This is a genomic window from [Zimmermannella] alba NBRC 15616 (assembly GCF_001570905.1).
GTDB classification, from domain to species: domain Bacteria; phylum Actinomycetota; class Actinomycetes; order Actinomycetales; family Microbacteriaceae; genus Pseudoclavibacter; species Pseudoclavibacter albus.
Genome location: NZ_BCSO01000007.1, coordinates 71878 through 93384, shown reverse-complemented (window position 1 = coordinate 93384; position 21507 = coordinate 71878). Strand labels below are relative to the sequence as shown.

The window sequence follows — 21507 nt, the reverse complement described above, 5'->3', positions numbered from 1 at the left end:
GGAGCCGGGAGGCATGACGCCATCCCCAGCCCCGCGCAAGAACCCGTGCGCCGGTCACTAGACGCGCTTGGCGCTTCGTCCCGAAGCGAGTCGGTCGAGTGCGCCTGTTGCGGCGAGCGCCTTCGTGAGGAGCCAGCCGAGGATGCCGGCGAGGACCATGCCCGACAGGATCGAGCAGCCGAGGTAGATGGCGTTGTACTCGAAGCCGTAGTCGGCGTAGGCGTAAATCGCGAGGTAGAGCACCCAGGCGAAGACCGCGGAGAGGCCACCCGCGAGGGCTGCCACGAGCGGGCCGAACTGGCGGTAGAGGAAAATCGCGAAGATGATCTCTGCGCCGAGGCCCTGCACGAGGCCCGAGTAGAAAGTGTCGATACCCCACGGCGAACCGAGCATCCACGACATGAAGGCGGCGAAGGCTTCAACGAAGAACGCTGCGCCGGGTTTGCGAATGATGAGGCCACCGAGGACGCCACCGATGAGCCAAATGCCCGCGGTGAGTGCAGCGATGCCGGGGACGACCGCGTCGAGCGGGTCTGAGAGGGGGCCCGCAATGAAGTCCCAGGCGCGGAAGATGACCGCGGTGGCGACACCGAGGACGGCGGCGACGATGATGTCGATGACGCGCCAGTTGAGCGACCGCTTTGCGGGTGCGGTCGTGGCCTGCGCTTCGGCAGAGGTCGCAATGTGAGTCAAGGCTGTGCCCTTTCGTTCGTGAAAGTGCACGGGTGGCGAGCGCGAATGCACACGCCGGAGATACACCTCCCTGCGCCGGCATGATCCGGATCAGGTTCAACGGTCGAACGCTTCACGCGCTCCTCTCAGCCCGTGGCTACGGACTCCCGTGTTCATCAGGGGATCTTACGCGGAACCTGCCCTACAACACGAAACGGCCACCCCGTGACCGGGCAGCCGTTTCGATGAAGTCTGTGCGCTTAGCGCTTGATGGCCTTGATGATGCGCGGGAGGCCCCAAGCAGCGGTGAGGGCAAGCGGGAACGCTGCAAGCAGGAGCGCCACGATATTCGGCTGGAAGCGCGTGCCGAACTCATCGGTGACGTAGGCACCAACCGGGAAAGCGCCGCCACCAAGGCCTGCCCCCTCGCCCTGGCCGCCCTGGGCGCCGTCAGCGAGCGACTTGGCCGAGGAGACATTGCCCTCGCCAGCACCAGCGCCGCCGCCAAAGCCAACTGCGGCGACCGGAATGATCGTCGAGCCCTCGAGCTCAACCTTCTCGCCGTAGGCGAGGTGAATGCCGAACTTCTTCATCGACTCGGTCATGTCCTGAAACATCTCACGCTGCATCATGCGGCCAGCCTAGAAAGGGTGTGTGCGAAGTGGCTGGGAATGGCCCTGTCTACGCCCAGCCATCCGTCATGGACCAACTACTGCACAACCCACCGACCATCACGCTGCGTGAATCGCAGCGTGTCACCGGGCGCAAATCCCGTCGCGAGCTGCAGTCCCCCTGCCGAGCATGGATCGACGGTCCGAGCAACGCGCCATGTCTCAACGATGCCGCGGGTCGGCTTCGCCCAGTGCCAGAGCGTTTCTGCATCACTATTCGAGGTTGTCACGTCGTTGTACTCCGGTCCAGGTGCCACCGTGTTCAGCTCAGCGACCACCGATTCGGCGGGAGTGTACGGGCAGACCACAACCAGCGATGCACCTTCCGGGGCCCCAGGCAAAGTCGACACCTGAACCTCGTGTGAAGGAGCCGTTTCCAGCATCTTCACCAGTTTGTCAGCCCCATCCTCGTGACCTGATTGACAACCGCACAAGATGAGGGGCAGCCCTATAGCAACGAACCCTAAAACTCGCGACGAAACGCGTCTCTCCGTGATCATTTTACAAGCACTTTCAAAGTACCGTTCAAGGAAGCATGGAAACAGTAATTCGCTGCATGACTGTCACTTGCAGTCATCTTTGCCACGTCGCGCCCACGAGCATTATTGTAGAGATCCATCGACTTCTCACTTGCAGGCTGACCATAGGCGTAGTGTTCATGCCAATCACCGACCAATGCGGCAGCAAAGACGCTAATGTTTCGCGTCATCAGGGCACTCCAATAGCAATGACGGAATGCGTCACCCGCACCGTTATGAAGCATCGATTCTGGGTACCACATCTGCGCCTGACTTGTCGCTTGATCCCCAAGCGCCTTCGCCTTAGCACAGAGGCCAAAACCAAGCCGCTGAAGACACGCATTCTTCTCTTCCGAGTTATACCCGTACAGCGGCGATATGCGCCTCGATGCAAATGGTTCTATTTGAGGCGTCGACCCCTGCTCCTCTTGAGGAATTGGCGATTCCGTTGGAGAAACCACCGGAGGTTCCTCGTCAACACCAGGGGATGAATTCACGACCGAAGACGGGGCTTCCGTCGGGGCAGGGTCAATATCCTCACTGTCATCTTGCGTGTCAAGAGTTGGAGTCTGCGAGGAAGTAGGTTCCACACCTGGGCTAGGCGACGGGCTGCCAACCTGATCCCCCGAGTTAGAGTATTCCGACACCACCTCAGAACCCATAAGGGGTGACGTATCCCCCTCTTTGTCATTCGACAGATCCATGATATTACCAAAGGCCGTTAGCACTAACACGACAGAAACGACCGACAACACTTTCATTCTACTAACGCCCTCGCCACAAGACCCTGCCCGATCTAGGCATGTCTCACACTAGGTCACTCACCCAGCATCCCCACATCGCAGACTTGAACAGCGCATGAAATCGACTCAACTCGAGTGAAATGGAGGACAGCACTGCGAGCAGCCCAGCACCCAGATTCGTCACACGGTGCCAAGCTACCGTTACGGGCAGCTTCTCCAGAGCCATCCCCGCACGCAAGGAGACCCATGCAGACCTGGCCCGGTACCCCGTACCCTCTCGGCGCGACCTTTGACGGGAGCGGCACAAACTTCGCCATCTACAGTGAGGCGGCCGAGAGCGTCACGCTGTGCCTCTTCGACGAGGACGGCACCGAAACCCAGGTGCCGATGCTCGAGCACGACGCCTACGTATGGCACGCGTACCTGCCCCAGGTGCAGCCCGGCCAGCAGTACGGCTACCGCATCGCGGGTCCCTACGAGCCGGGCAATGGCTCGCGCTGCAACCCCTCGAAGCTGCTTCTTGACCCGTATGCCAAGGCGACGACCGGCCAGATCGACTGGGACCAGTCGCTCTTCTCGTACAACTTCGGCGACCCCGACTCGTACAACGACGCCGACTCGGCCGCTCACATGATGAAGGCAGTCGTCATCAATCCCTTCTTCGACTGGGCGGGCGACCGCGCACCGAAAATCCCCTACGGCGACACCCTCATCTACGAGGCGCACGTCAAGGGCCTCACACAGCTCCACCCCGACATCCCGGAAGAAATGCGCGGCAGCTACGCGGCCATCGCACACCCGGCCGTCATCGAGCACTTCAAGCGCCTCGGCGTCACCGCGGTCGAGCTCATGCCGGTGCACCAGTTCGTGCACGACTCGACCCTGCAGGACAAGGGCCTTCGCAACTACTGGGGCTACAACACGATCGGCTTCTTCGCCCCGCACGCGGACTACTCCTCGACCGGCACGCTCGGCCAGCAGGTGCAGGAGTTCAAGTCGATGGTGCGCGCCCTCCACGCGAACGGCATCGAGGTCATCCTCGACGTCGTCTACAACCACACGGCGGAGGGCAACCACATGGGCCCGACGCTGAGCTTCCGCGGCATCGACAACGGCGCGTACTACCGTCTCGAAGAAGACAAGCGTTACTACACCGACTACACGGGCACCGGCAACAGCTTCAACATGCGCCACCCGCACTCGCTGCAGCTCATCATGGACTCGCTGCGCTACTGGGTGACGGAGATGCACGTGGACGGTTTCCGCTTCGACCTCGCTTCCACGCTCGCCCGCGAGCTCCACGACGTCGACCGTCTCTCGGCGTTCTTCGACCTCGTCCAGCAGGACCCGATCGTCTCGCAGGTGAAGCTCATCGCGGAGCCGTGGGACGTTGGTCCCGGAGGCTACCAGGTCGGTAACTTCCCGCCGCTGTGGACGGAATGGAACGGCAAGTACCGTGACACGGTCCGCGACTTCTGGCGCGGCGAGCCCTCGACGCTCGGCGAGTTCGCAAGCCGCATCTCGGGCTCGGCTGACCTCTACGCGCACTCGGGACGTCGTCCCTTCGCCTCGATCAACTTCGTGACCGCCCACGACGGCTTCACCATGCGCGACCTCGTCTCGTACAACGAGAAGCACAACGAGGCGAACGGCGAAGAGGGACGCGACGGCGAAAGCCACAACCGTTCCTACAACCTCGGCGTTGAAGGCCCGACCGACGACGAGAACATCAACGCGATGCGTGCCCGTCAGCAGCGCAACTTCATCGCGACCCTCATGCTCTCGCAGGGCGTGCCGATGCTCCTCCACGGTGACGAGCTCGGCCGCACCCAGTACGGCAACAACAACACCTACGCGCAAGACTCGGAGGTCTCGTGGGTGAACTGGGAGCACGCCGACGAACCCCTCATCGAGTTCACGCGTGCGGTCGCAAAGATTCGCGCCGAGCACCCAACCTTCCGCCGTCGTCGCTTCTTCAACGGCCGCGTGTTCGAGCGCGGCGAGGGTGAAGCGCTGCCCGACATCCTGTGGCTCTCGACCGACGGCACGCCGATGCAGACCGAAGACTGGAACGCCGAGTTCGTGAAGTCGATGGGCATGTTCCTCAACGGTCGCGCGATTCGCGGTCGCGATGACCGCGGCGAGGCGATCGTCGACAAGGACTTCATCATCTATTTCAACGCGAGCGATTCGCTCGTGCAGGCAACATTGCCCGGTGAAGACGTCGCCCGCACCTGGGAGACCGTCATCGACACGGCTGGTCACTCCACGGACTGCGACCCTGTCGGCGCCGGTTCGGTGCTCAATCTGCAGCCGCGCTCGATGGCCGTGCTCCGTGAGTACGACGAGCCGGACCCTGGCCCGGACCACTCGGTCGCGGCATCCGTCGCCTCGATGACGCAGCCGGTGCCGATCATCACGCCGGCACAGTCCTAGTCTCGGAGGCCCTAATGGCACGGCACACCCCTCGAAGCACCTACCGTCTGCAGCTCACGCCGCAGTTCGGGTTCGCTGACGCAGAAGCGATCCTCCCCTACCTTCACCAGCTCGGTGTGGATTGGATCTACTGCTCGCCGGTCACCCAGGCGGGCGAGGGGTCGAGTCACGGCTACGACGTCACCGATCCCACGAAGATCGATGCTGCACGAGGCGGGCGCGAGGCGTTCGAATCGATGTGCCGTGCCGCGCACGAGCTTGGGATGGGCGTGCTCGTTGACATCGTGCCGAACCATCAGGGCGTCGAGGACGCCCTCGCGAATCCCATGTGGCGGAGCCTGCTCGCAGAGGGCAAGGGCTCGATCCACGACGCAACCTTTGACGTGGATTGGGATGCCGGCGAGGGCAAGCTCCTCCTCCCCGTCATCGGCGACGACGACATGCCGCGTGAACCTGGCGCTCCGATCGCGAACCTTCGCGTTGACGGCAACGTCCTCTGGTACCACGACCGTGGTTTTCCGCTCGCGGCGGGCACTGCGGATGACGGTGCCGATGTGGCGACCGTGCACGAGCGTCAGCACTACCGTCTCGTGCACTGGCGCCAGGCCGACCACGCGCTGAACTACCGCCGTTTCTTCACGATCACCTCGCTCGCCGGCGTGCGGGTGGAGCAGCCCGAAGTATTCGAGCGCACCCACAGCGAGATCCTCCGCTGGGTTCGCGAGGGCCTCGTCGATGGCCTGCGCATCGACCACATTGACGGGCTTCGCGACCCCGCTGGTTACCTCGCCCGGCTCCGTGAGGCAGCGCCCGGCATCTACCTTGTCGTGGAAAAGATCCTCGCCGAGGGCGAGACGCTGCCCGAGGACTGGCCGGTCGACGGCACGACGGGGTACGAAGCGATCAGCCTCATCGACCGAATGCTCGTTGACCCGCACGCCGAGGCTTGCCTTGGTGAGCTCGCCGAGCGTGCCGCCGCGCGCGCGGGCGGTGCCGATCACCCAGCCTCCGGGTTCGGCGACCTCGCGCATCAGATGAAGCGTGACGTTGCCTCCGGCCAGCTCCGCGCGGAAATCCACCGCATCACGCGTGAACTCGTCCGCTCCGGCATCGACCACCCGCAGATCGTGGACGCCGTCATTGAGCTCGTGACGTTCCTCCCCGTCTACCGCAGCTACCTTCCCCACGGGCGCGAGCTCGTTGAGGGCGCGGCGGAGGCGGCCCGCGCCTCGCGGCCCGATCTTGCCGAGGCGATCAACGTCATCCTGCCCTCGCTCCTCGACCCGACCCATCCCGCCGCCGGGCGTCTCGAGCAGACGAGCGGCATGGTCATGGCGAAGGGCGTCGAAGACCGCGCGTTCTTCCGCGATGCTCGCCTCACCTCCCTCAATGAGGTGGGTGGTGACCCCGCCCACTTCTCGCTGAGCCTCGACGAGTTCCACACTGCCTTCGCCGAACGTGAAGCGCGGGAACCGCTCGCCATGAGTGCGCTCTCAACGCACGACACGAAGCGCGGCGAAGACACGCGAGCCCGCATTCACGTGCTTGCCGAATGCCCGGAGCTCTGGGAAGACACCCTCGAGCACGTGAGCGATGCGGTGCCGATGTACGCCCACGCCACCGGAAACCTCGTCTGGCAGGCCGTGATCGGCGCGTGGCCCGCCTCCCGCGAGCGCCTCTACCGTTTCGCCGAGAAGGCCGCCCGTGAGGCAGGCCAAGTCACCTCATGGACGAAGCAGAACCCAGAGGCGGAGGCTCGCATCCACGCCGCGGTTGATGCGGCCTTCGACCACCCAGCCATCGGCAGCTTTGTACGAAACCTCGTCGATGAGTTGCGGGGCGACGGTTGGACGAATGCGCTCTCGGCAAAGCTCGTGCAGCTCACCATGCCCGGTATTCCGGACGTCTACCAGGGCACCGAGCTCTGGAGCTTCACCCTCACCGACCCGGACAACCGCGACAAGGTCGACTACCGCTCGCGCCGCAGCGCCCTCGCGGCGCTTCTCGAGGGGCACCGTCCGGACATTGATGATTCGGGCGCAGCAAAGCTCTTTGTCACGGCTGCGGCGCTCCTCACCCGCCGCGAGCGTCCGCAGCTGTTCACCGGATACGAGGCGATGTACGCCCAGGGCACCGCATCCGAGCACCTCATCGCCTTCAACCGTGGCGGCGCCATCACGCTCGCGACCCGTCTCCCCCGTGACCTCCGCGAAGGCGGCGGCTGGGGCGACACGGCGATCGAGCTGCCAGAAGGTGTGTGGGTGGATCAGCTCACCGCGCGCGCCTTCGACGGCGGGCGCATGCACAAGATTGAGCAGCTGCTCTCGGACTACCCCGTAGCGCTGCTGGCACAGAGCGCGCGAAGGGACGACACCGCGGCATGACCCGAGGAAACGACATCTGGCGGCGATTTGACGTGTGGGCACCAGAAGCGACCCATCTCGAACTGGATGTCGAGGGCGATCGCTACACGCTCCACGCTGATGCACGACGCAACGGCTGGTGGCGGCCGAGTGCCGACGATCGCGCGGCGCTCGAGGCACGCGCGAGCGAGGCACCGGACGGCATCAGCTACGGCTACCGCATCAACGGTGATGCGCTGCTGCCGGACCCGCGCTCCCGCTGGCAGCCCGATGGAGTCCACCGCGCCTCCCGCACCCTGCCCGACTCCGTGACGGCACGCCCCGTGCCGAGCTGGACCGGACGCCAACTCGCTGGCGGCGTGGTCATGGAAGTGCACATCGGGTGTTTCACCGAAGCGGGCACCTTCGCGGGCGCCATCGAACGACTCCCCGAGCTGCAGGAGCTGGGCATCTCCTTCATCGAGTTGCTGCCGGTTGCTGCATTCGGTGGGCACCACGGTTGGGGTTACGACGGCGTCGACTGGTTCGCAGTCCACGAGGCCTACGGCGGGCCGCGCGGCTACCACGACTTTGTGGCCGCCTGCCACGAGCACGGCATCGGCGTCATCCAGGACGTCGTCTACAACCACTTCGGCCCCTCCGGCAATTACCTGCCGAAGTTTGGCCCCTATCTCGCCGACCATCACCACACCGTGTGGGGGCAGGCCATCAACCTCGACGGCCCCTGGTCGGATGAGGTGGGACGCTACATCCTCGACAACGTCCGCATGTGGGCCTACGAGTACGACGTTGATGCGCTCCGCCTCGATGCCGTGCACGCCCTCGTCGACACGCGAGCGACAACCATCCTCGAAGAGATGTCGATGCTCGCGGAGGAAATCTCCGCAACCCGCGGCCGACCCTTCACGCTCATCGCCGAATCCGACCTCAACGACCCCAGGACGATCACCCCGCGTGAAGCTGGCGGTCTCGGCGTGGACGCCCAGTGGAGCGATGACTTTCACCACGCCTTGCACGTGGCGGTGACCGGCGACCGCAGCGGCTACTTTGCCGACTTTGACGGCGTGACCGCGCTCGCAAAGGTGTGGAGCGGTGGCTTCTTCCACGACGGTTCGATCTCTTCGTTCCGAGGTCGAACTCATGGCCGGATCCTCGACCCGCGCACTCCAAGCTGGCGGCTCGTCGTGTGCGATCAGAACCACGACCAGGTGGGCAACCGCGCCGATGGCAGTCGCTGGACCGATCGGCTGAGCATCGACCAGCAGCGCCTCAGCCTCGCCGTGACGCTCCTGTCCCCCTTCACCCCGATGCTCTTCATGGGTGAAGAGTGGGGCGCAACGACGCCCTTCTGTTTTTTCTCGGACCATCAGGAGCCTGAGCTTGCCCTCGCCACCTCGAGCGGTCGCTTGCGCGAGTTTGCCCGGATGGGATGGGACGAATCCAAGGTGCCCGACCCCCAGGCCGAAGACACCTTCCTCGCGTCCAAGCTCGACTGGACTGAACGGGAGGCGAGCCCGCACCGGGAGCTGTGGGACTTTACGAAGGCGCTCATCGCGTTCCGAGCCGCCCGCCCCGAATTCGCCAACCCGTGGCGCGAGTCACGCGACATTGAAGCTCGCGCCGACGAGGAGCTCTTCATTGTGCGCACGAACACGCTGAGCCTTGTCGCGAACTTCTCCGCTGACGAGCGGACCGTCGATGTCTCGGCGACGAGGCTCCTGTTCGCCTCGGGAGGCGGCGAACTCGAGGACGGCACCGTGACGCTCCCTGCTCACACGCTCGTCGTCGTCGAGTAGCGTCAGGCGCCCTGGGCGGGCCGGTCGCTGAGGCCAGTCGTGCCGTCGCGGCGTTCACCGCGGCCTAGCAGAGACGCGGGCCGAATGGCGTGCTTGCCGAACTTCTCGAGCGCACGGTCGATGGTGCGCTCAGCCTCACGCCATTCGTCGTTGCGATCGTCTTCCCAGAGAGGAAGCTCGGCGAGGCCGCTGCCGGCCTCAACGAGGTGGTCTGCACGCACCCCAATGAGGCGCACCGCGCGCCCGTGCGGGTTCACTTCATGCAGAAGTTCGCGCACTTCACGAAAGAGGCGATGGCCGGTGTCGCTCGGTTCGGTGAGAACACGGGAGCGGGTGACAGTGGTGAAATCGGGCCAGCGCAGTTTCAGCGCAATACCGCGCGCCTCGAGGCCAGCCGAGCGGAGACGCCGAGCAACGGCATCCGATTGCGCCCGAAGTTCACGCTCAAGCTCGGCAATACCAGCGAGGTCAGTCATAAACGTTTGCTCGTGACTCACGGACTTCTCGCGACGGCTCGTCTCCACCCGGCGCGGGTCGCGTCCCCAGGCGAGGTCGTGGAGGCGCTCCCCCTGCGCAGTACCGAGGGCGCGGATGAGCGTCTGCTTGGGCGTCTCGGCAAGTTCGCGAACGGTCGTGATGCCTCGTTCGCGCAGTCGCGTCGCGGTTGCGGCGCCCACACCCCAGAGCGCCGTCACCGGCAGCGTGTGGAGGAACGGCACCGTCTCGGCCTCGGAAATGATGAGGGTTCCGGCGGGCTTGCACTTGCCGGAGGCGAGCTTGGCGACGAACTTACTCGCGCCACCGCCAACCGAGCAGCTCAGACCCGTCTCTTCGAGAACGCGGGCACGAATCTTCCGGGCAATGCTTGCGGGCGAGCCAAAGAGCGTGAACGCCCCGGAGACATCGAGAAACGCTTCGTCGATGGACAGTGGCTCAACAAGCGGCGTGAACTCTTCGAACAGCGACATCACGCGTCGTGAGTGTTCGCGATATTTCGCCATCTGGCCGGGCAGCACGACGGCCGTTGGGCACAGCCTGAGTGCCTCCGCCATCGGCATCGCCGAACGCACCCCGTAGGCGCGCGCCTCATAGCTTGCGCTCGAGACGACACCGCGGCCAGCTGTGCCGCCCACGATGACTGGTTCGCCGCGCAGTTCGGGACGCTCGAGCAGTTCGACCGCGACGAAGAAGGCGTCCATGTCGACGTGCAGAATCGTGGCGGAACGATCGTTGTCGTTCCAGCCCACGAGTCGCCCACCGAGGTTCTTGCCGCTCACCCTTCAATTGTCCCCGCGACCACCGACATTCCGTTCAGGCGCGGCACTCCTCGTCAGGAGGAAATCTCGAAGAAGGATGTCCCAGGCCAACGAACGTCACCTCGTTGTTGGCCTTGAGCGACATAATGTGCGGAAGCGCCACCCGCGCTGGAAGCTGACAGGAGCATTATGAAGATCTCGGTCATCGGTTGCGGCTACCTCGGTGCAGTCCATGCGGCAGGCATGGCCTCACTCGGCCACGAGGTGGTTGGTCTCGATGTAGACACGGACAAGATTGCACGCCTTCAAGCTGGCAAGGTCCCGTTCCACGAACCCGGTTTTGACTCGCTTCTCACGGAGCAGCTCGCAAACGGCCGTCTCGAATTCACGACCGATCCGAGCAAGGTTGCTGAAGCGGAAGTGCACTTCATCGGTGTGGGCACCCCGCAGCAGAAGAACTCGAAGGCTGCAGATCTCAGCTACGTCCACGCTGCGACTGATTCGCTCATCCCCTACCTGCGTGAAGGCACCGTCGTTGTCGGCAAGTCGACCGTCCCGGTGGGCACGGCCCGCGCACTGCGCTCCCAGATCCAGGAAGCCCAGCCGAGCGCCGAGCTTATTTGGAACCCGGAGTTCCTCCGCGAGGGCTTTGCCATCAAGGACACCCTCACCCCGGACCGCATCGTCTACGGCGTCGCCGACGACGCCGAGTGGGCCGCCGAGAAGCTCGACACGGTCTACCGCTCGATCATCGACATCCCGACGCCGCGCCTCATCGTGAACATGGAGACGGCAGAGCTCGTCAAGGTTTCCGCCAACGCCTTCCTCGCCACGAAGATTTCCTTCATCAACGCGATGGCTGAGGTGTGCGAGGCCACCGGTGGCGATGTCACCGAGCTCGCGGATGCCATCGGTCACGACGTCCGCATCGGCCGCCGGTTCCTCAACTCGGGCCTCGGGTTCGGTGGCGGCTGCCTGCCGAAGGACATCCGCGCCTTCCATGCCCGCAGCCTCGAGCTTGGCCTCGACGAGAGCCTCGACTTCCTTCGCCTCATGGACGAGATCAACCTGCGCCGCCGCGACCGCGTTGTCGCAATGGCTGAGGAGCTCGTCGGCGGCGAAGGTGCCCTCGCTGGCAAGACGGTCGCCGTGTGGGGTCTCTCCTTCAAGCCGGACAGCGACGATATCCGCGAATCGCCCGCCCTCGACGTGGCAGGACGCCTCGTGGCCGCAGGTGCGACGGTGCGCGCCTACGACCCGGCCGCCATGCAGAACGCCATCCGTCAGGTGCCGGGCCTGGTCCTCACCGAGTCGCCGGCCGAGGCAGCTGAGGGTGCCGAGGTTGTGGTGCTCTGCACCGAGTGGCGTGAGTTCCGCGAGCTCGACCCGGCAGAGGTCATTACCCACTGCCCCGGCAAGCGCATCGTCGACGGCCGTAACTGCCTCGACCGCGATGCGTGGGTTCGCGCAGGTTGGACGCTCCGCTCGCCCGGCCGCCCCGACCTGGCAGCTACCGAATAGCGTCATCATTGAAGAAATTCCCTGGTGGGGTCTCGTTGTCGCGAGGCCCCACCAGTGCATTCGCCATCAGGAAGTCGTGGGGTTCCAGGCTTCGCCCGAAGTAGCATTTGGCCTATGGAGCTCAACGAGACGCGCGCCTGGACGAAGTACTACACGGCGGGCACGCCGATGGACATTCCTCCCGTCGAAGGCAGCCTGCCGTCACTGCTGGAGGATGCCGCCGAACGCTACGGCAACCGCCCTGCCATGGTCTTCTTTAACCGGGAAACGAGCTACCGCCGACTGTTCGATGAGGTCCTCCGCGTGGCCCACGGCCTGCAGCGCCTCGAGGTGAAGGCCGGTGACCGTGTCGCGCTCGTGCTCCCGAACTCGCCACAGCACGTCATCGCCTTCTACGCGGTACTTCGCCTTGGTGCGATCGTTGTCGAGCACAACCCGCTCTACACGCCGCACGAGCTCGAAGTGCAACTCAAGGATCACAGCGCGAAGGTCGTCATCGCCTGGGACAAGTCCGCTGGCAAGGTGCTCGAGCTCAAGGACAAGCTCGGCCTCGAACACATCATCTCGGTCGACATCACGCGCGGCATGCCGCTCACGACCCAGATCGCCCTGCGTCTGCCGGTGAAGAAGGCGAAGGCTTCCCGCGCAAAACTCACCCAAGCCGCACCCGAGACGATGCCGTTCACCGAGCTGCAGCGTTCCTCCCGTCTGCCCGCAAGCGTCCCGATGCCAGCGACCGACGACCTCGCGATCATCCAGTACACCTCAGGCACGACCGGTGTCCCGAAGGGCGCGATGCTCACGCATGGCAACCTCCTCGCGAACAGCGCGCAGGGCCGCGCCTGGATGCCGGGCCTGGTCGCGGGACGCGAGACGATCTACTCGATGCTGCCGATGTTCCACGTTTTCGGGCTCATGCTCTCGGTCGTGTACGCCGTGCGCCTCGGCGCCTGCGTCGTCCTCTTCCCCACCTTTGACGTGTCGCTCGTGGCCGAGGCGTCGAAGAAGCACCCGCCGACGTTCCTCCCGGGCGTTCCGCCGATGCTCGAGCGCATCATCCGCTCCGCAAAGGACGGCGGCGTTGACCTTTCCCAGGTGCGCTATGCCATCTCGGGTGCCATGGCGCTCAACCCTGCTCTCGTGAACCGGTGGGATGACGTGTGCAAGGGTCAGCTCGTTGAGGGCTACGGCATGACCGAGGCCTCCCCCATCCTCCTCGGCAACCCGTTCTCGGAGGAGGCAACCGAAGGCTTCGTGGGCCTTGCGTTCCCGAGCACCGAGATCAAGGTCGTGGACTTCGAGAACGACGATCGTGAGGTCGAGCTCGGCGAGGAGGGTGAACTCCTCGCCCGCGGCCCGCAGATTTTCCAGGGCTACTGGAACCGCCCCGACGAGACGGCTGAGACGCTCACCGAGGACGGTTGGCTGCGCACCGGCGACATCGTCGTCCAGGACGAGCGCGGCTTCGTGAAGATCGTCGACCGCCGTAAGGAACTCATCATCACCGGCGGCTACAACGTGGCACCGAGCGAAGTGGAGGGCGCACTCAACTCGCTCGAGGGCGTCAAGGAGTCTGCTGCCGTTGGCGTCACCCGTGGCCGCGGCGCTGAAGTGGTGACGGCCGTCATCGTGCTCGAGCAAGGCGCCATCTTCGACGAGAAGGCTGCCCGTGAACTCCTCCGCCAGCAGCTCGCCGAGCACAAGCTCCCCCGCACCTTCGTCGTGTGGGAAGAGTTGCCGAAGAACCTCATCGGCAAGACGCTCCGCAAGAAGATTCGCGAGACGCTCAACCGCAACAAGAACGCGTCCCGCGCCGAGGACGAGTAGCCTCAAGCAGCACTGCTTGGCGGTATTTTCAACAGTGGGCCGCACACGCGGCGCCCTCCTGAAGAGGAAGCCCGTCAATGACCGTTTCGAATTCGCCGATGCCTGACGTTGGCGATCCGTCGCACGGGGTTACCTCGCTCGACGCCTTCGTGCTTGAGCTTCGCGAGCTGCGCGTGGCGAGCGGTTCCGTCTCGTACGGGGAAATCGCGCGACGTATTGCGGTGCGACGGCGCGAGGCAGGCATCCCGGATGCCCTCTGCGTGGCGCCGCGAACCACGATCTACGACGTCTTCCGTCTGGGCCGACGTCGCATCGATGTGAATCTCGTTGGCGACATTGTCTCGGTGCTCGGCGTTCCCGATGAGGAGTTGCCGTCCTGGCAGGAGCGGGCAAGCCGCGCAATGATCGACCAGCTTGCGCCGGTTGATGCGGGTGCTGCGCCTGACAGCGAACCGGGCAACGGCGACGCACCCAGTCAACTCGCCGCCTCGCAAGCCATGAGGTTGACCACGCAGGATGCAGCAACTCCCGTCCGCATCCCTCTGCTCCTCGCCATCCTCATCGCTGTCATCAGCGTCACGATCAACGTGCTCGGGCACACCTGGTCACACCCGTTCGGGACTCCTCTGTTCCTCGACATGATCGGCACCGCCTTCGCAGCCTTCGCGCTCGGCCCTGTCGGAGGTGCCGTTGTGGGCCTTGCGTCGAGCCTCTTCGGTTCGATTGCTGACCCACCGCAGCTTCCCTTCGCGCTCGTTCAGATCGCGGGTGGCCTCGCCTGGGGTCTCGGATTCCGGTACTGGTGCCAACGAGGCAATCCCTGGCAGCGACTCATCGTGCTCAATCTCGTCGCTGCAGCGGTGTCCTCGCTCATTGCCGTGCCCATCATCCTCCGCACCATGCCCGGTGGCACTGGCCACATGGCCGAGGACCTCGCCATCGTGTTCTCCCATCACGGCGCGGGTGAGATTGAAGCCCTGTTCAAGGCAAACTTCCTCGCACAGGTCCTGGACAAGATGGTCGCGGGCCTCCTGGCCTTTGCAGGGCTTCGCCTCGTGCAGCAACGTGTCCTGCGGCGGCCTGTTCAGGGCTCGACAGACTAGCCCCATGGTGCCGCGAAGGCGGCTCCAGAGCCTTTCCTCGGCAGGCCCGGCAAGCCACAAGAACCGCCGCCCGGGCCACCACTCGCTAGGCTCGAGGTCATGCAGCTCAACGAAACCCGCGCCTGGAACCGTTTCTACGCGGAGGGCACACCTCACGACATCGAGATCCCGACGGGGGCACTCTCCGAGATGCTGGACGGCGTCATCGAACGCTTCCCTGACGCCATCGCGATCGAATTCTTCGGCCGAGAAACGAGCTACCGCGATCTCGGCAAGCAGGTTGCCCGCTTCGCGACGGGCCTTCGCCGACTCGGTGTGAAGAAGGGTGACCGTGTTGCCCTCATCATGCCGAACGCGCCCCAGCACCTCATCGCCTTCTACGCGGTGCTTCGACTCGGCGCGATCGTGGTCGAGCACAATCCGCTCTACACGCGCGACGAACTCGAAGTGCAGTTCCGCGACCACGGCGCCAAGATCGCCATCGTGTGGGACAAGGCGGCCCCCACCGTGCAGTCGCTCCCCGCGGACCTCGGGATTGAGCGCATCATCTCCGTCGACATCACGAAGGCGATGCCGCGCAAGATGCAGCTGCTACTCAAGCTCCCGATCGAGAAGGCGCGCGCCTCCCGCGAGAAGCTCACGACGAAGGCGCCCGGCACGATTCCCTCCACAAAGCTCTTCGCTCAGAAGCCGCTCGACGCCGCCCACCCGCACGCGGCGACCACGGACCTCGCCGTGCTCGCATACACCTCGGGTACGACCGGGACGCCGAAGGGCGCCATGATCACGCATCAGAACCTTTGGGCGAACGCCCGCCAGGGCAAGGCGTGGATGCCGCGTTTCAGTGAGGGCACGGAGGTCATCTACGGCGTTCTGCCGATGTTCCACTCCTTCGGCCTGCTCCTCTCGGTCATCTACTCGGTGTCGATCGGTGCCCGCTCGGTGCTCTTCCCGACCTTCGACCTGGAGCTCATCGTCGAAGCGAACAAGCACACGAAGGCTTCGTTCATCCCGGCAGTCCCGCCCATGTACGACCGGATGGCACGCCTCGCACGTGACGGCAAGCTCGACCTCTCGCATGTGATCTACGCCATCTCGGGCGCCATGACACTGCAGGACCCGGTCGTCGAGCGGTGGGAAGCCGTCGCCGGTGGACGCCTCGTCGAGGGGTACGGCCTCACGGAATGCTCGCCCGTCGCGCTCGGCAACCCCTTCACCGAACAACGCAAGATCGGCACGATCGGCATCCCCTTCCCCTCCACCGACATCAAGGTGACGAACCCGGACAACCCCGCCGAAGAGGTGGCCCAGGGCGAGGTGGGCGAACTGCTCATTCGCGGCCCCCAGCTCTTCCAGGGCTACTGGCAGCGCCCCGAGGACACCCGCGAGACCATCACCGCGGACGGTTGGCTGCGCAGCGGTGACCTTGTCGTGCAGGACGAAGACGGCTTCGTGACGGTCGTCGACCGCAAGAAGGAGCTCATCATCACCGGTGGGCTGAACGTCTCGCCAAGTGAGGTGGAGAAGGTTGTCACGCAGCTTGACTCGGTCGCTGAGTGTGCCGTCGTCGGGGTGACCCGCGGTGGCGGCGCTGAAGCGGTCACGGCCGTCATCGTGCTCGAGGAGGGTGCCGAATTTGATGAGGCGGCTGCTCGCGCCCACGCGCACCAGCACCTCGCCGACTACAAGGTGCCGCGCAGCTACATCATCTGGGATGAGCTGCCGAAGTCGCTGGTTGGCAAGGTCCTCCGTAAGAAGGTCCGCGACGCGCTCGTGAAGGACAAGCACGCAACGCACGCCTAGCGTGAACCATGCGGGAGGGGTCGGACGATGAGATCGTCCGGCCCCTCTTCGCGTTGTGGTCGTGATCCTGCGAGCTAGGCGTTGAGCCAGTCGCGGCCGCCATCGGCAAGCGTCACCGTGCCAAGCTCGCCTGCTTCGAGCAGGCCCTTGCGCACGCACTGTCGGATGCTCGTGCTCATATTGACCGGCACGCGCCAGCCGAGCTTCTCGTACATGGCCGCGATGGCCGCCTCGTCAACGGGCTTCTTGCCCTTTTCGAGGTGCGCCACAATGACGACATTGCGCTGATCGTTGTTGCGCGGCTCGGTGCGGGCGACGAGGTTCATGAGTGCCTTCGGTGCCGGTGAACGGCGGGCCGGAGCACTGGAGGCTGCGGCCGGGCGGTTGCGCTTTGCAGCCGCTGCTGCGGCGCCTGCGAGCTTGATGCGCTCGGACGGCGGAAGAACGCCCGCTGCGCCCGGCGATGCAGCCGCTTCGGCACTCGCCGGGGCCGTATTGAGCGGGCGGGTTGCGCCGGGACGCGACTGCGGGCGTCGCGCTTTCTCGGACGGCATGCTGCCGGGGCCGCGGCGACGACGCGGTGCTGCAGCCTCCCCGTCACCAGCTTCGGCTGGCTCAGTCATGCCCGAGCGGCCCTGAGCGGCTGCGAAGGCGGCGGCCTTCGGCGTACCCTCTTCGCGGACGAGCTCGGGAGCCTCGTGGACGGGGCCGCGACGAGGTGTACGCGCTGTCTCCGTGAAGGCCGCGCGACGCGGACCGGGGGCCTCGGCATCGTCTGCGCCGGCGTCATCCGCGTCGCGTTCGGGAGCCGCGGAGCGGGTGCCCCCGGCCACCTCACCGATCGTGAGCTGGAGCGGCGGAAGCTCCTCCGCGGCCAGCCCGTGCTCGAGCACGCCCGTCACGTAGGCATCAAACGCGGAGCGTCGCACCTGTGCCGAGAGCTGCTCGACAAGTTCCACGATGCGCGGCATCGCAGCGAGCACGAGCTGGTAGTCGTGCTCGCTGCGATCCTGCGCCTCGTTGAGTTCATCCATCGAAGGAGCGCTCGCCGCGGGTTCTGGCTTGCTGCGCTTGGCTGCCTTGTCGGCTTTGGCGGTCTTGTCGGCCTTGTCCGACTTCGACTGCTTGCTGGCCTTCACCGACTTGCCCGGCTTGCTGGCCTTGGCCGATTCCTCGACCTGGGCAGTCTCGTCAGCGGCGCGTGTTTCAGCCTTCGCGAGCTTCTTCGCAGCCTTCTTGGCCTTCTTGATGGCCTGCTCGTCGGCAGCTTCAGCAGCCTGCTTTGCCGCCTTCTTCGCAGCCTTCTTGAGTGCCTTGAGCTCGGCCTCGTCGATCTTCTCGGCCTTACCCTTCTTCGACGGCTTCGACATGGCTACGCTTCGTTCGCGCGCTCGAGGATGAGTTCGCGGACGCGGGCAGCGTCGGCCTTGCCGTGCATCGCCTTCATGACCATGCCGATGACGGCGCCAGCAGCTTGCACCTTGCCGTCCTTGATCTTGGCAAGGACATCCGGCTGCTTCGCGAGGGCATCGTCGATGGCGGCAATGAGTGCACCGTCGTCCGACACGACCGCGAGACCACGCGAGTCGACAACCTCACGGGGTGTGCCTTCGCCCGCGAGGACGCCCTCGAGGACCTGGCGCGCGAGCTTGTCGTTCACGACGCCCTCCGAGATGAGCGCCTCGATCTCGGCCACCTGGGCGGGCGTTGCGAGCTCGCTCGGGTCGGTCTGACGCTCGTTCGCGATGCGCGAGAGCTCGCCCATCCACCACTTCTTGGCACCGGCGGGCGATGCGCCGAGCTCCACCGTCTGGTTCACGAGGCCAAGGAGGCCTGCGTTGACGATGTCCTGGAACTCCTGGTCGCCCATGCCCCACTCGCCCTTGAGGCGGCGACGCATGGCAGCGGGAGCCTCCGGCAGCGCCGCGCGCAGCTCTTCGACAAGCTCACGGCTCGGCTCGAGCGGCATGAGGTCGGGCTCCGGGAAGTAGCGGTAGTCGTCAGCATCCGACTTGGGACGGCCTGCCGAGGTACGGCCGGTGTCCTCGTGCCAGTGACGGGTCTCCTGGATGACCTGTTCGCCCTTCTCGAGGATGGCGGCCTGGCGCTGGATCTCGTAGCGCACGGCACGCTCGATCGAGCGGAAGGAGTTGACGTTCTTCGTCTCGGTGCGGGTGCCGAGCGCCTCGGTGCCGCGCGGGCGGAGCGAGACGTTCGCGTCGCAGCGAAGGTTACCGCGCTCCATGCGAGCCTGTGAGACGCCGATCGAACGGACGATGTCGCGGATCGTCGACACGTAGGCGGCTGCAAGCTCGGGGGTCTTCTCTTCGCCGCCGAAGATCGGACGCGTCACGATCTCGACGAGCGGGACACCTGCGCGGTTGTAGTCAACGAGCGAGTACTCGGCGCCCTGGATGCGACCGGTCGAGCCACCCACGTGGGTGAGCTTGCCAGCATCTTCTTCCATGTGGGCGCGCTCGATCGGCACCTTGAAGATCGTGCCGTCTTCGAGCTCAACTTCAACCTCGCCGTTGAAGGCGATCGGGTCGTCGTACTGCGAGATCTGGTAGTTCTTCGGGTTGTCCGGGTAGAAATAGTTCTTCCGAGCGAAGCCCGAGACCTCTGCGATCTCGCAGCCGAGGGCGAGGCCCAGCTGGATCGAGTAGCGCACGGCCTGCTCGTTGACGACCGGGAGCGTGCCCGGAAGGCCGAGGCACACGGGCGAGACGAGCGTGTTCGGCTCGGCACCGTCGTACTTGCCCGAGGCAATGTTCGGAGCCGGCGAGAACATCTTCGTGTCCGTGGCAAGCTCCACGTGCACTTCGAGCCCGATGACCGGCTCGTACTTCTGGATCGCGAGCTCGTAGTCGAGGAGATCTGCCTTTGCCGCCATTAGCGGTCACCTGCCTTGCTGTCAGAAGTGAGCTGCGGGGCCTTGGCGAGGAGTGCCTCGCCCCATTCGTCAGTGAGGGTGCGCTCGATGGCCGCAGCACTCGTGTAGAGGCGTGCGTCCTCGCGGACCGGAGCCATGAGCTGGAGGCCGACCGGGAGGCCGTCAGTGCTCGAGAGGCCCGAGGGGATCGACAGCGCCGGAACACCCGCAAGGTTGGCGGGGATGGTCGTGATGTCGGCGAGGTACATCGCCGTCGGGTCGTCGAGCTTCTCACCGAAGCGGAACGCCGTCGTCGGCGAGGTGGGTGCCGCGAGGACGTCGGCCTGGGCGAAGGCCTTGTTGAAGTCGTCCTGGACGAGCGTACGAACCTTCTGGGCCGAGCCGTAGTAGGCGTCGAAGTAGCCGGCCGAGAGCGCGTAGGTGCCGAGGAGGATACGGCGCTTCACCTCGGCGCCGAAGCCCTCACGGCGCGTGGCCGACATGACCTGCTCAACCGTGCCCTCGCCGGTGCGGAGACCGTAGCGGACGGAGTCGTAGCGGGCGAGGTTACTTGAGACCTCGGCCGGCATGATGAGGTAGTACGCGGCCACCGCGTACTCGAAGTGCGGCGTCTCAAGCTCGACGATAACGGCACCGCGCTCGCGCATGAGCTCGAGCGACTTCTGGAAGTTCTCGGCAACGCCAGCCTCGAAGCCGTCACCCGAGGCGAGCTCCTTCGGCACACCAATGCGAAGGCCCTCGAGGGCGCCGTCGCGCTGGCCTGCTCGGGCAGCATCCGCCATCGAAGCCCACTCGGTCTTGATCGAGGTGGCGTCGTGGTGGTCGTAGCCGCCGATGACGTCGTGGAGCATGGCTGCGTCGAGCACCGTGCGGGCTGCCGGGCCAATCTGGTCGAGCGAGGAGCCCATCGCGAGCGCGCCGTAGCGGCTCACTGCGCCATAGGTGGGCTTCACGCCGACCGTACCGGTGAGCGACGCGGGCTGGCGGATGGAGCCACCAGTGTCGGTGCCGAGGGCGAGCGGTGCTTCAAACGCCGCGACAGCGGCCGCGGAACCACCGCCGGAACCTCCCGGCGTGCGGTCGAGATCCCACGGGTTGCGGCTCGGGCCGAAGGCCGAGTGCTCGGTTGAGGATCCCATGGCGAACTCGTCGAGGTTCGTCTTGCCGAGGATGACCAGGCCCGCCTCGCGAAGGCGCGACACGACCGTCGCGTCGTACGGCGGGATCCATCCCTCAAGAATCTTCGAGGCAGCCGTCGTCGGCATGCCCTTGGTGGCGAGGTTGTCCTTCACCGCAATGGGGACACCCGCGAGCGCGTGGAGCGTTTCGCCAGCAGCGCGGCGCTCGTCGATGGCGGCGGAGTCCTTGAGCGCTTCCTCGCGGTTGACGTGCAGGAAGGCGTGCACGGCACCGTCGACCTCGTCAATGCGGGCGAGGTGCGCCTCGGCAGCGGCAACAGCTGTCGTCTCGCCGGAGCGAAGCTGCTCGGCGAGCTCAGCTGCGGTGAGCTTGGTGAGATCCGTCATTACTGTTCCTCTCCCAGAATCGCCGTCACGCGGAAGCGAGTGCCGTCATCGTCGGGAGCGCCGGAGAGCGCCTCCTCCGGCGTGAGCGTCTCACCGACCACATCGGGTCGGGTGACGTTCGGCATGACGATCGGGTGGCTCGTTGCCGTCACCTCGGGCGTGGCGACTTCCTGCACCTTGGCAATGAGGTGCTGGATGTCGACAAGCTGCGAGGCAAATCCCGCGAGTTCATCCTGGGTGAGGTCAATCCGCGCGAGCGAGGCAAGATGCTCGACGTCGGCGGTAGTGATGTCGGACATGCGACTCCGTCTGTGAGAGCGGTCAAGGTCGCTTCAGTCTACTGAGGGCCACCGACATCCCCATGTGGGGAGTTCGGTGG

General features: G+C 65.3%; 15 protein-coding genes and 1 riboswitch. Of the genes, 7 read left to right on the top strand and 8 right to left on the bottom strand.

The annotated features are described in order from the left end of the window. Window positions 1-57: 57 nt before the first annotated feature. From ZAL01S_RS06240 to ZAL01S_RS10325, 3 genes are all read right to left on the bottom strand, one after another. The gene (locus ZAL01S_RS06240; protein WP_066081394.1) at window positions 58-693 is read right to left on the bottom strand and encodes an ECF transporter S component; all 636 of its coding nucleotides are present in this window, start codon (window positions 691-693) and stop codon (window positions 58-60) included. Between the two features lie 49 nt (window positions 694-742). After that, window positions 743-853, bottom strand: a riboswitch (TPP riboswitch). Window positions 854-932: 79 nt separating this feature from the next. Further along, window positions 933-1304, bottom strand: a complete 372-nt coding sequence (locus tag ZAL01S_RS06235) for a spore germination protein GerW family protein (RefSeq protein ID WP_066081321.1) — start codon at window positions 1302-1304, stop codon at window positions 933-935. 535 nt (window positions 1305-1839) lie between these two features. Next, entirely contained in the window at window positions 1840-2565 is a 726-nt protein-coding gene (locus ZAL01S_RS10325; protein ID WP_159421612.1) for a DUF6973 domain-containing protein, read from the bottom strand. 285 nt (window positions 2566-2850) lie between these two features. Between ZAL01S_RS10325 and glgX the strand changes: the two genes are divergently transcribed. The 3 genes from glgX to treZ are packed head-to-tail and all read left to right on the top strand — an operon-like array spanning window position 2851 to window position 9199. Continuing rightward, entirely contained in the window at window positions 2851-5040 is a 2190-nt protein-coding gene (glgX, locus tag ZAL01S_RS06225; RefSeq protein WP_066081315.1) for a glycogen debranching protein GlgX, read from the top strand. A 14-nt stretch (window positions 5041-5054) separates the two neighbouring features. Next, the gene (gene treY, locus ZAL01S_RS06220; RefSeq protein WP_066081311.1) at window positions 5055-7424 is read left to right on the top strand and encodes a malto-oligosyltrehalose synthase; all 2370 of its coding nucleotides are present in this window, start codon (window positions 5055-5057) and stop codon (window positions 7422-7424) included. Continuing rightward, window positions 7421-9199 carry a malto-oligosyltrehalose trehalohydrolase gene (gene treZ, locus ZAL01S_RS06215; protein ID WP_066081308.1) on the top strand — a complete coding sequence of 593 codons (1779 nt, stop codon included), beginning with the start codon at window positions 7421-7423 and terminating at the stop codon, window positions 9197-9199. Before treY ends, treZ begins: the two co-directional genes overlap by 4 nt. Before the next feature lie 2 nt (window positions 9200-9201). Here treZ and ZAL01S_RS06210 read toward each other — a convergent pair whose 3' ends face one another. Next, complete coding sequence (locus tag ZAL01S_RS06210) at window positions 9202-10476, bottom strand: DNA polymerase IV (protein ID WP_066081305.1); 1275 nt, start codon at window positions 10474-10476, stop codon at window positions 9202-9204. 168 nt (window positions 10477-10644) lie between these two features. Between ZAL01S_RS06210 and ZAL01S_RS06205 the strand changes: the two genes are divergently transcribed. The 4 genes from ZAL01S_RS06205 (at window position 10645) to ZAL01S_RS06190 (ending at window position 16709) form a co-directional block, all read left to right on the top strand. Continuing rightward, on the top strand, window positions 10645-11976 hold the full coding sequence (locus tag ZAL01S_RS06205) for a UDP-glucose dehydrogenase family protein (protein WP_066081302.1): 1332 nt from the start codon (window positions 10645-10647) through the stop codon (window positions 11974-11976). A gap of 114 nt (window positions 11977-12090) precedes the next feature. Further along, the gene (locus tag ZAL01S_RS06200; RefSeq protein ID WP_066081299.1) at window positions 12091-13803 is read left to right on the top strand and encodes an AMP-binding protein; all 1713 of its coding nucleotides are present in this window, start codon (window positions 12091-12093) and stop codon (window positions 13801-13803) included. 77 nt (window positions 13804-13880) lie between these two features. Beyond that, on the top strand, window positions 13881-14906 hold the full coding sequence (locus ZAL01S_RS06195; protein ID WP_066081296.1) for an ECF transporter S component: 1026 nt from the start codon (window positions 13881-13883) through the stop codon (window positions 14904-14906). A gap of 99 nt (window positions 14907-15005) precedes the next feature. After that, entirely contained in the window at window positions 15006-16709 is a 1704-nt protein-coding gene (locus tag ZAL01S_RS06190) for a long-chain-fatty-acid--CoA ligase (protein ID WP_066081294.1), read from the top strand. A gap of 74 nt (window positions 16710-16783) precedes the next feature. On the opposite strand, the gene ZAL01S_RS10320 is transcribed toward ZAL01S_RS06190, so the two are convergent. The 4 genes from ZAL01S_RS10320 to gatC are packed head-to-tail and all read right to left on the bottom strand — an operon-like array spanning window position 16784 to window position 21427. Continuing rightward, window positions 16784-18079: a hypothetical protein gene (locus tag ZAL01S_RS10320; RefSeq protein ID WP_066081291.1), complete on the bottom strand. Its 1296-nt coding sequence runs from the start codon at window positions 18077-18079 to the stop codon at window positions 16784-16786. A gap of 2 nt (window positions 18080-18081) precedes the next feature. Beyond that, window positions 18082-19602: an Asp-tRNA(Asn)/Glu-tRNA(Gln) amidotransferase subunit GatB gene (gene gatB / locus ZAL01S_RS06180; RefSeq protein WP_066081288.1), complete on the bottom strand. Its 1521-nt coding sequence runs from the start codon at window positions 19600-19602 to the stop codon at window positions 18082-18084. Then, complete coding sequence (gatA, locus tag ZAL01S_RS06175; RefSeq protein ID WP_066081285.1) at window positions 19602-21128, bottom strand: Asp-tRNA(Asn)/Glu-tRNA(Gln) amidotransferase subunit GatA; 1527 nt, start codon at window positions 21126-21128, stop codon at window positions 19602-19604. Before gatA ends, gatB begins: the two co-directional genes overlap by 1 nt. Next, window positions 21128-21427, bottom strand: a complete 300-nt coding sequence (gatC, locus tag ZAL01S_RS06170) for an Asp-tRNA(Asn)/Glu-tRNA(Gln) amidotransferase subunit GatC (RefSeq protein WP_066081281.1) — start codon at window positions 21425-21427, stop codon at window positions 21128-21130. Before gatC ends, gatA begins: the two co-directional genes overlap by 1 nt. Window positions 21428-21507 lie beyond the last annotated feature (80 nt).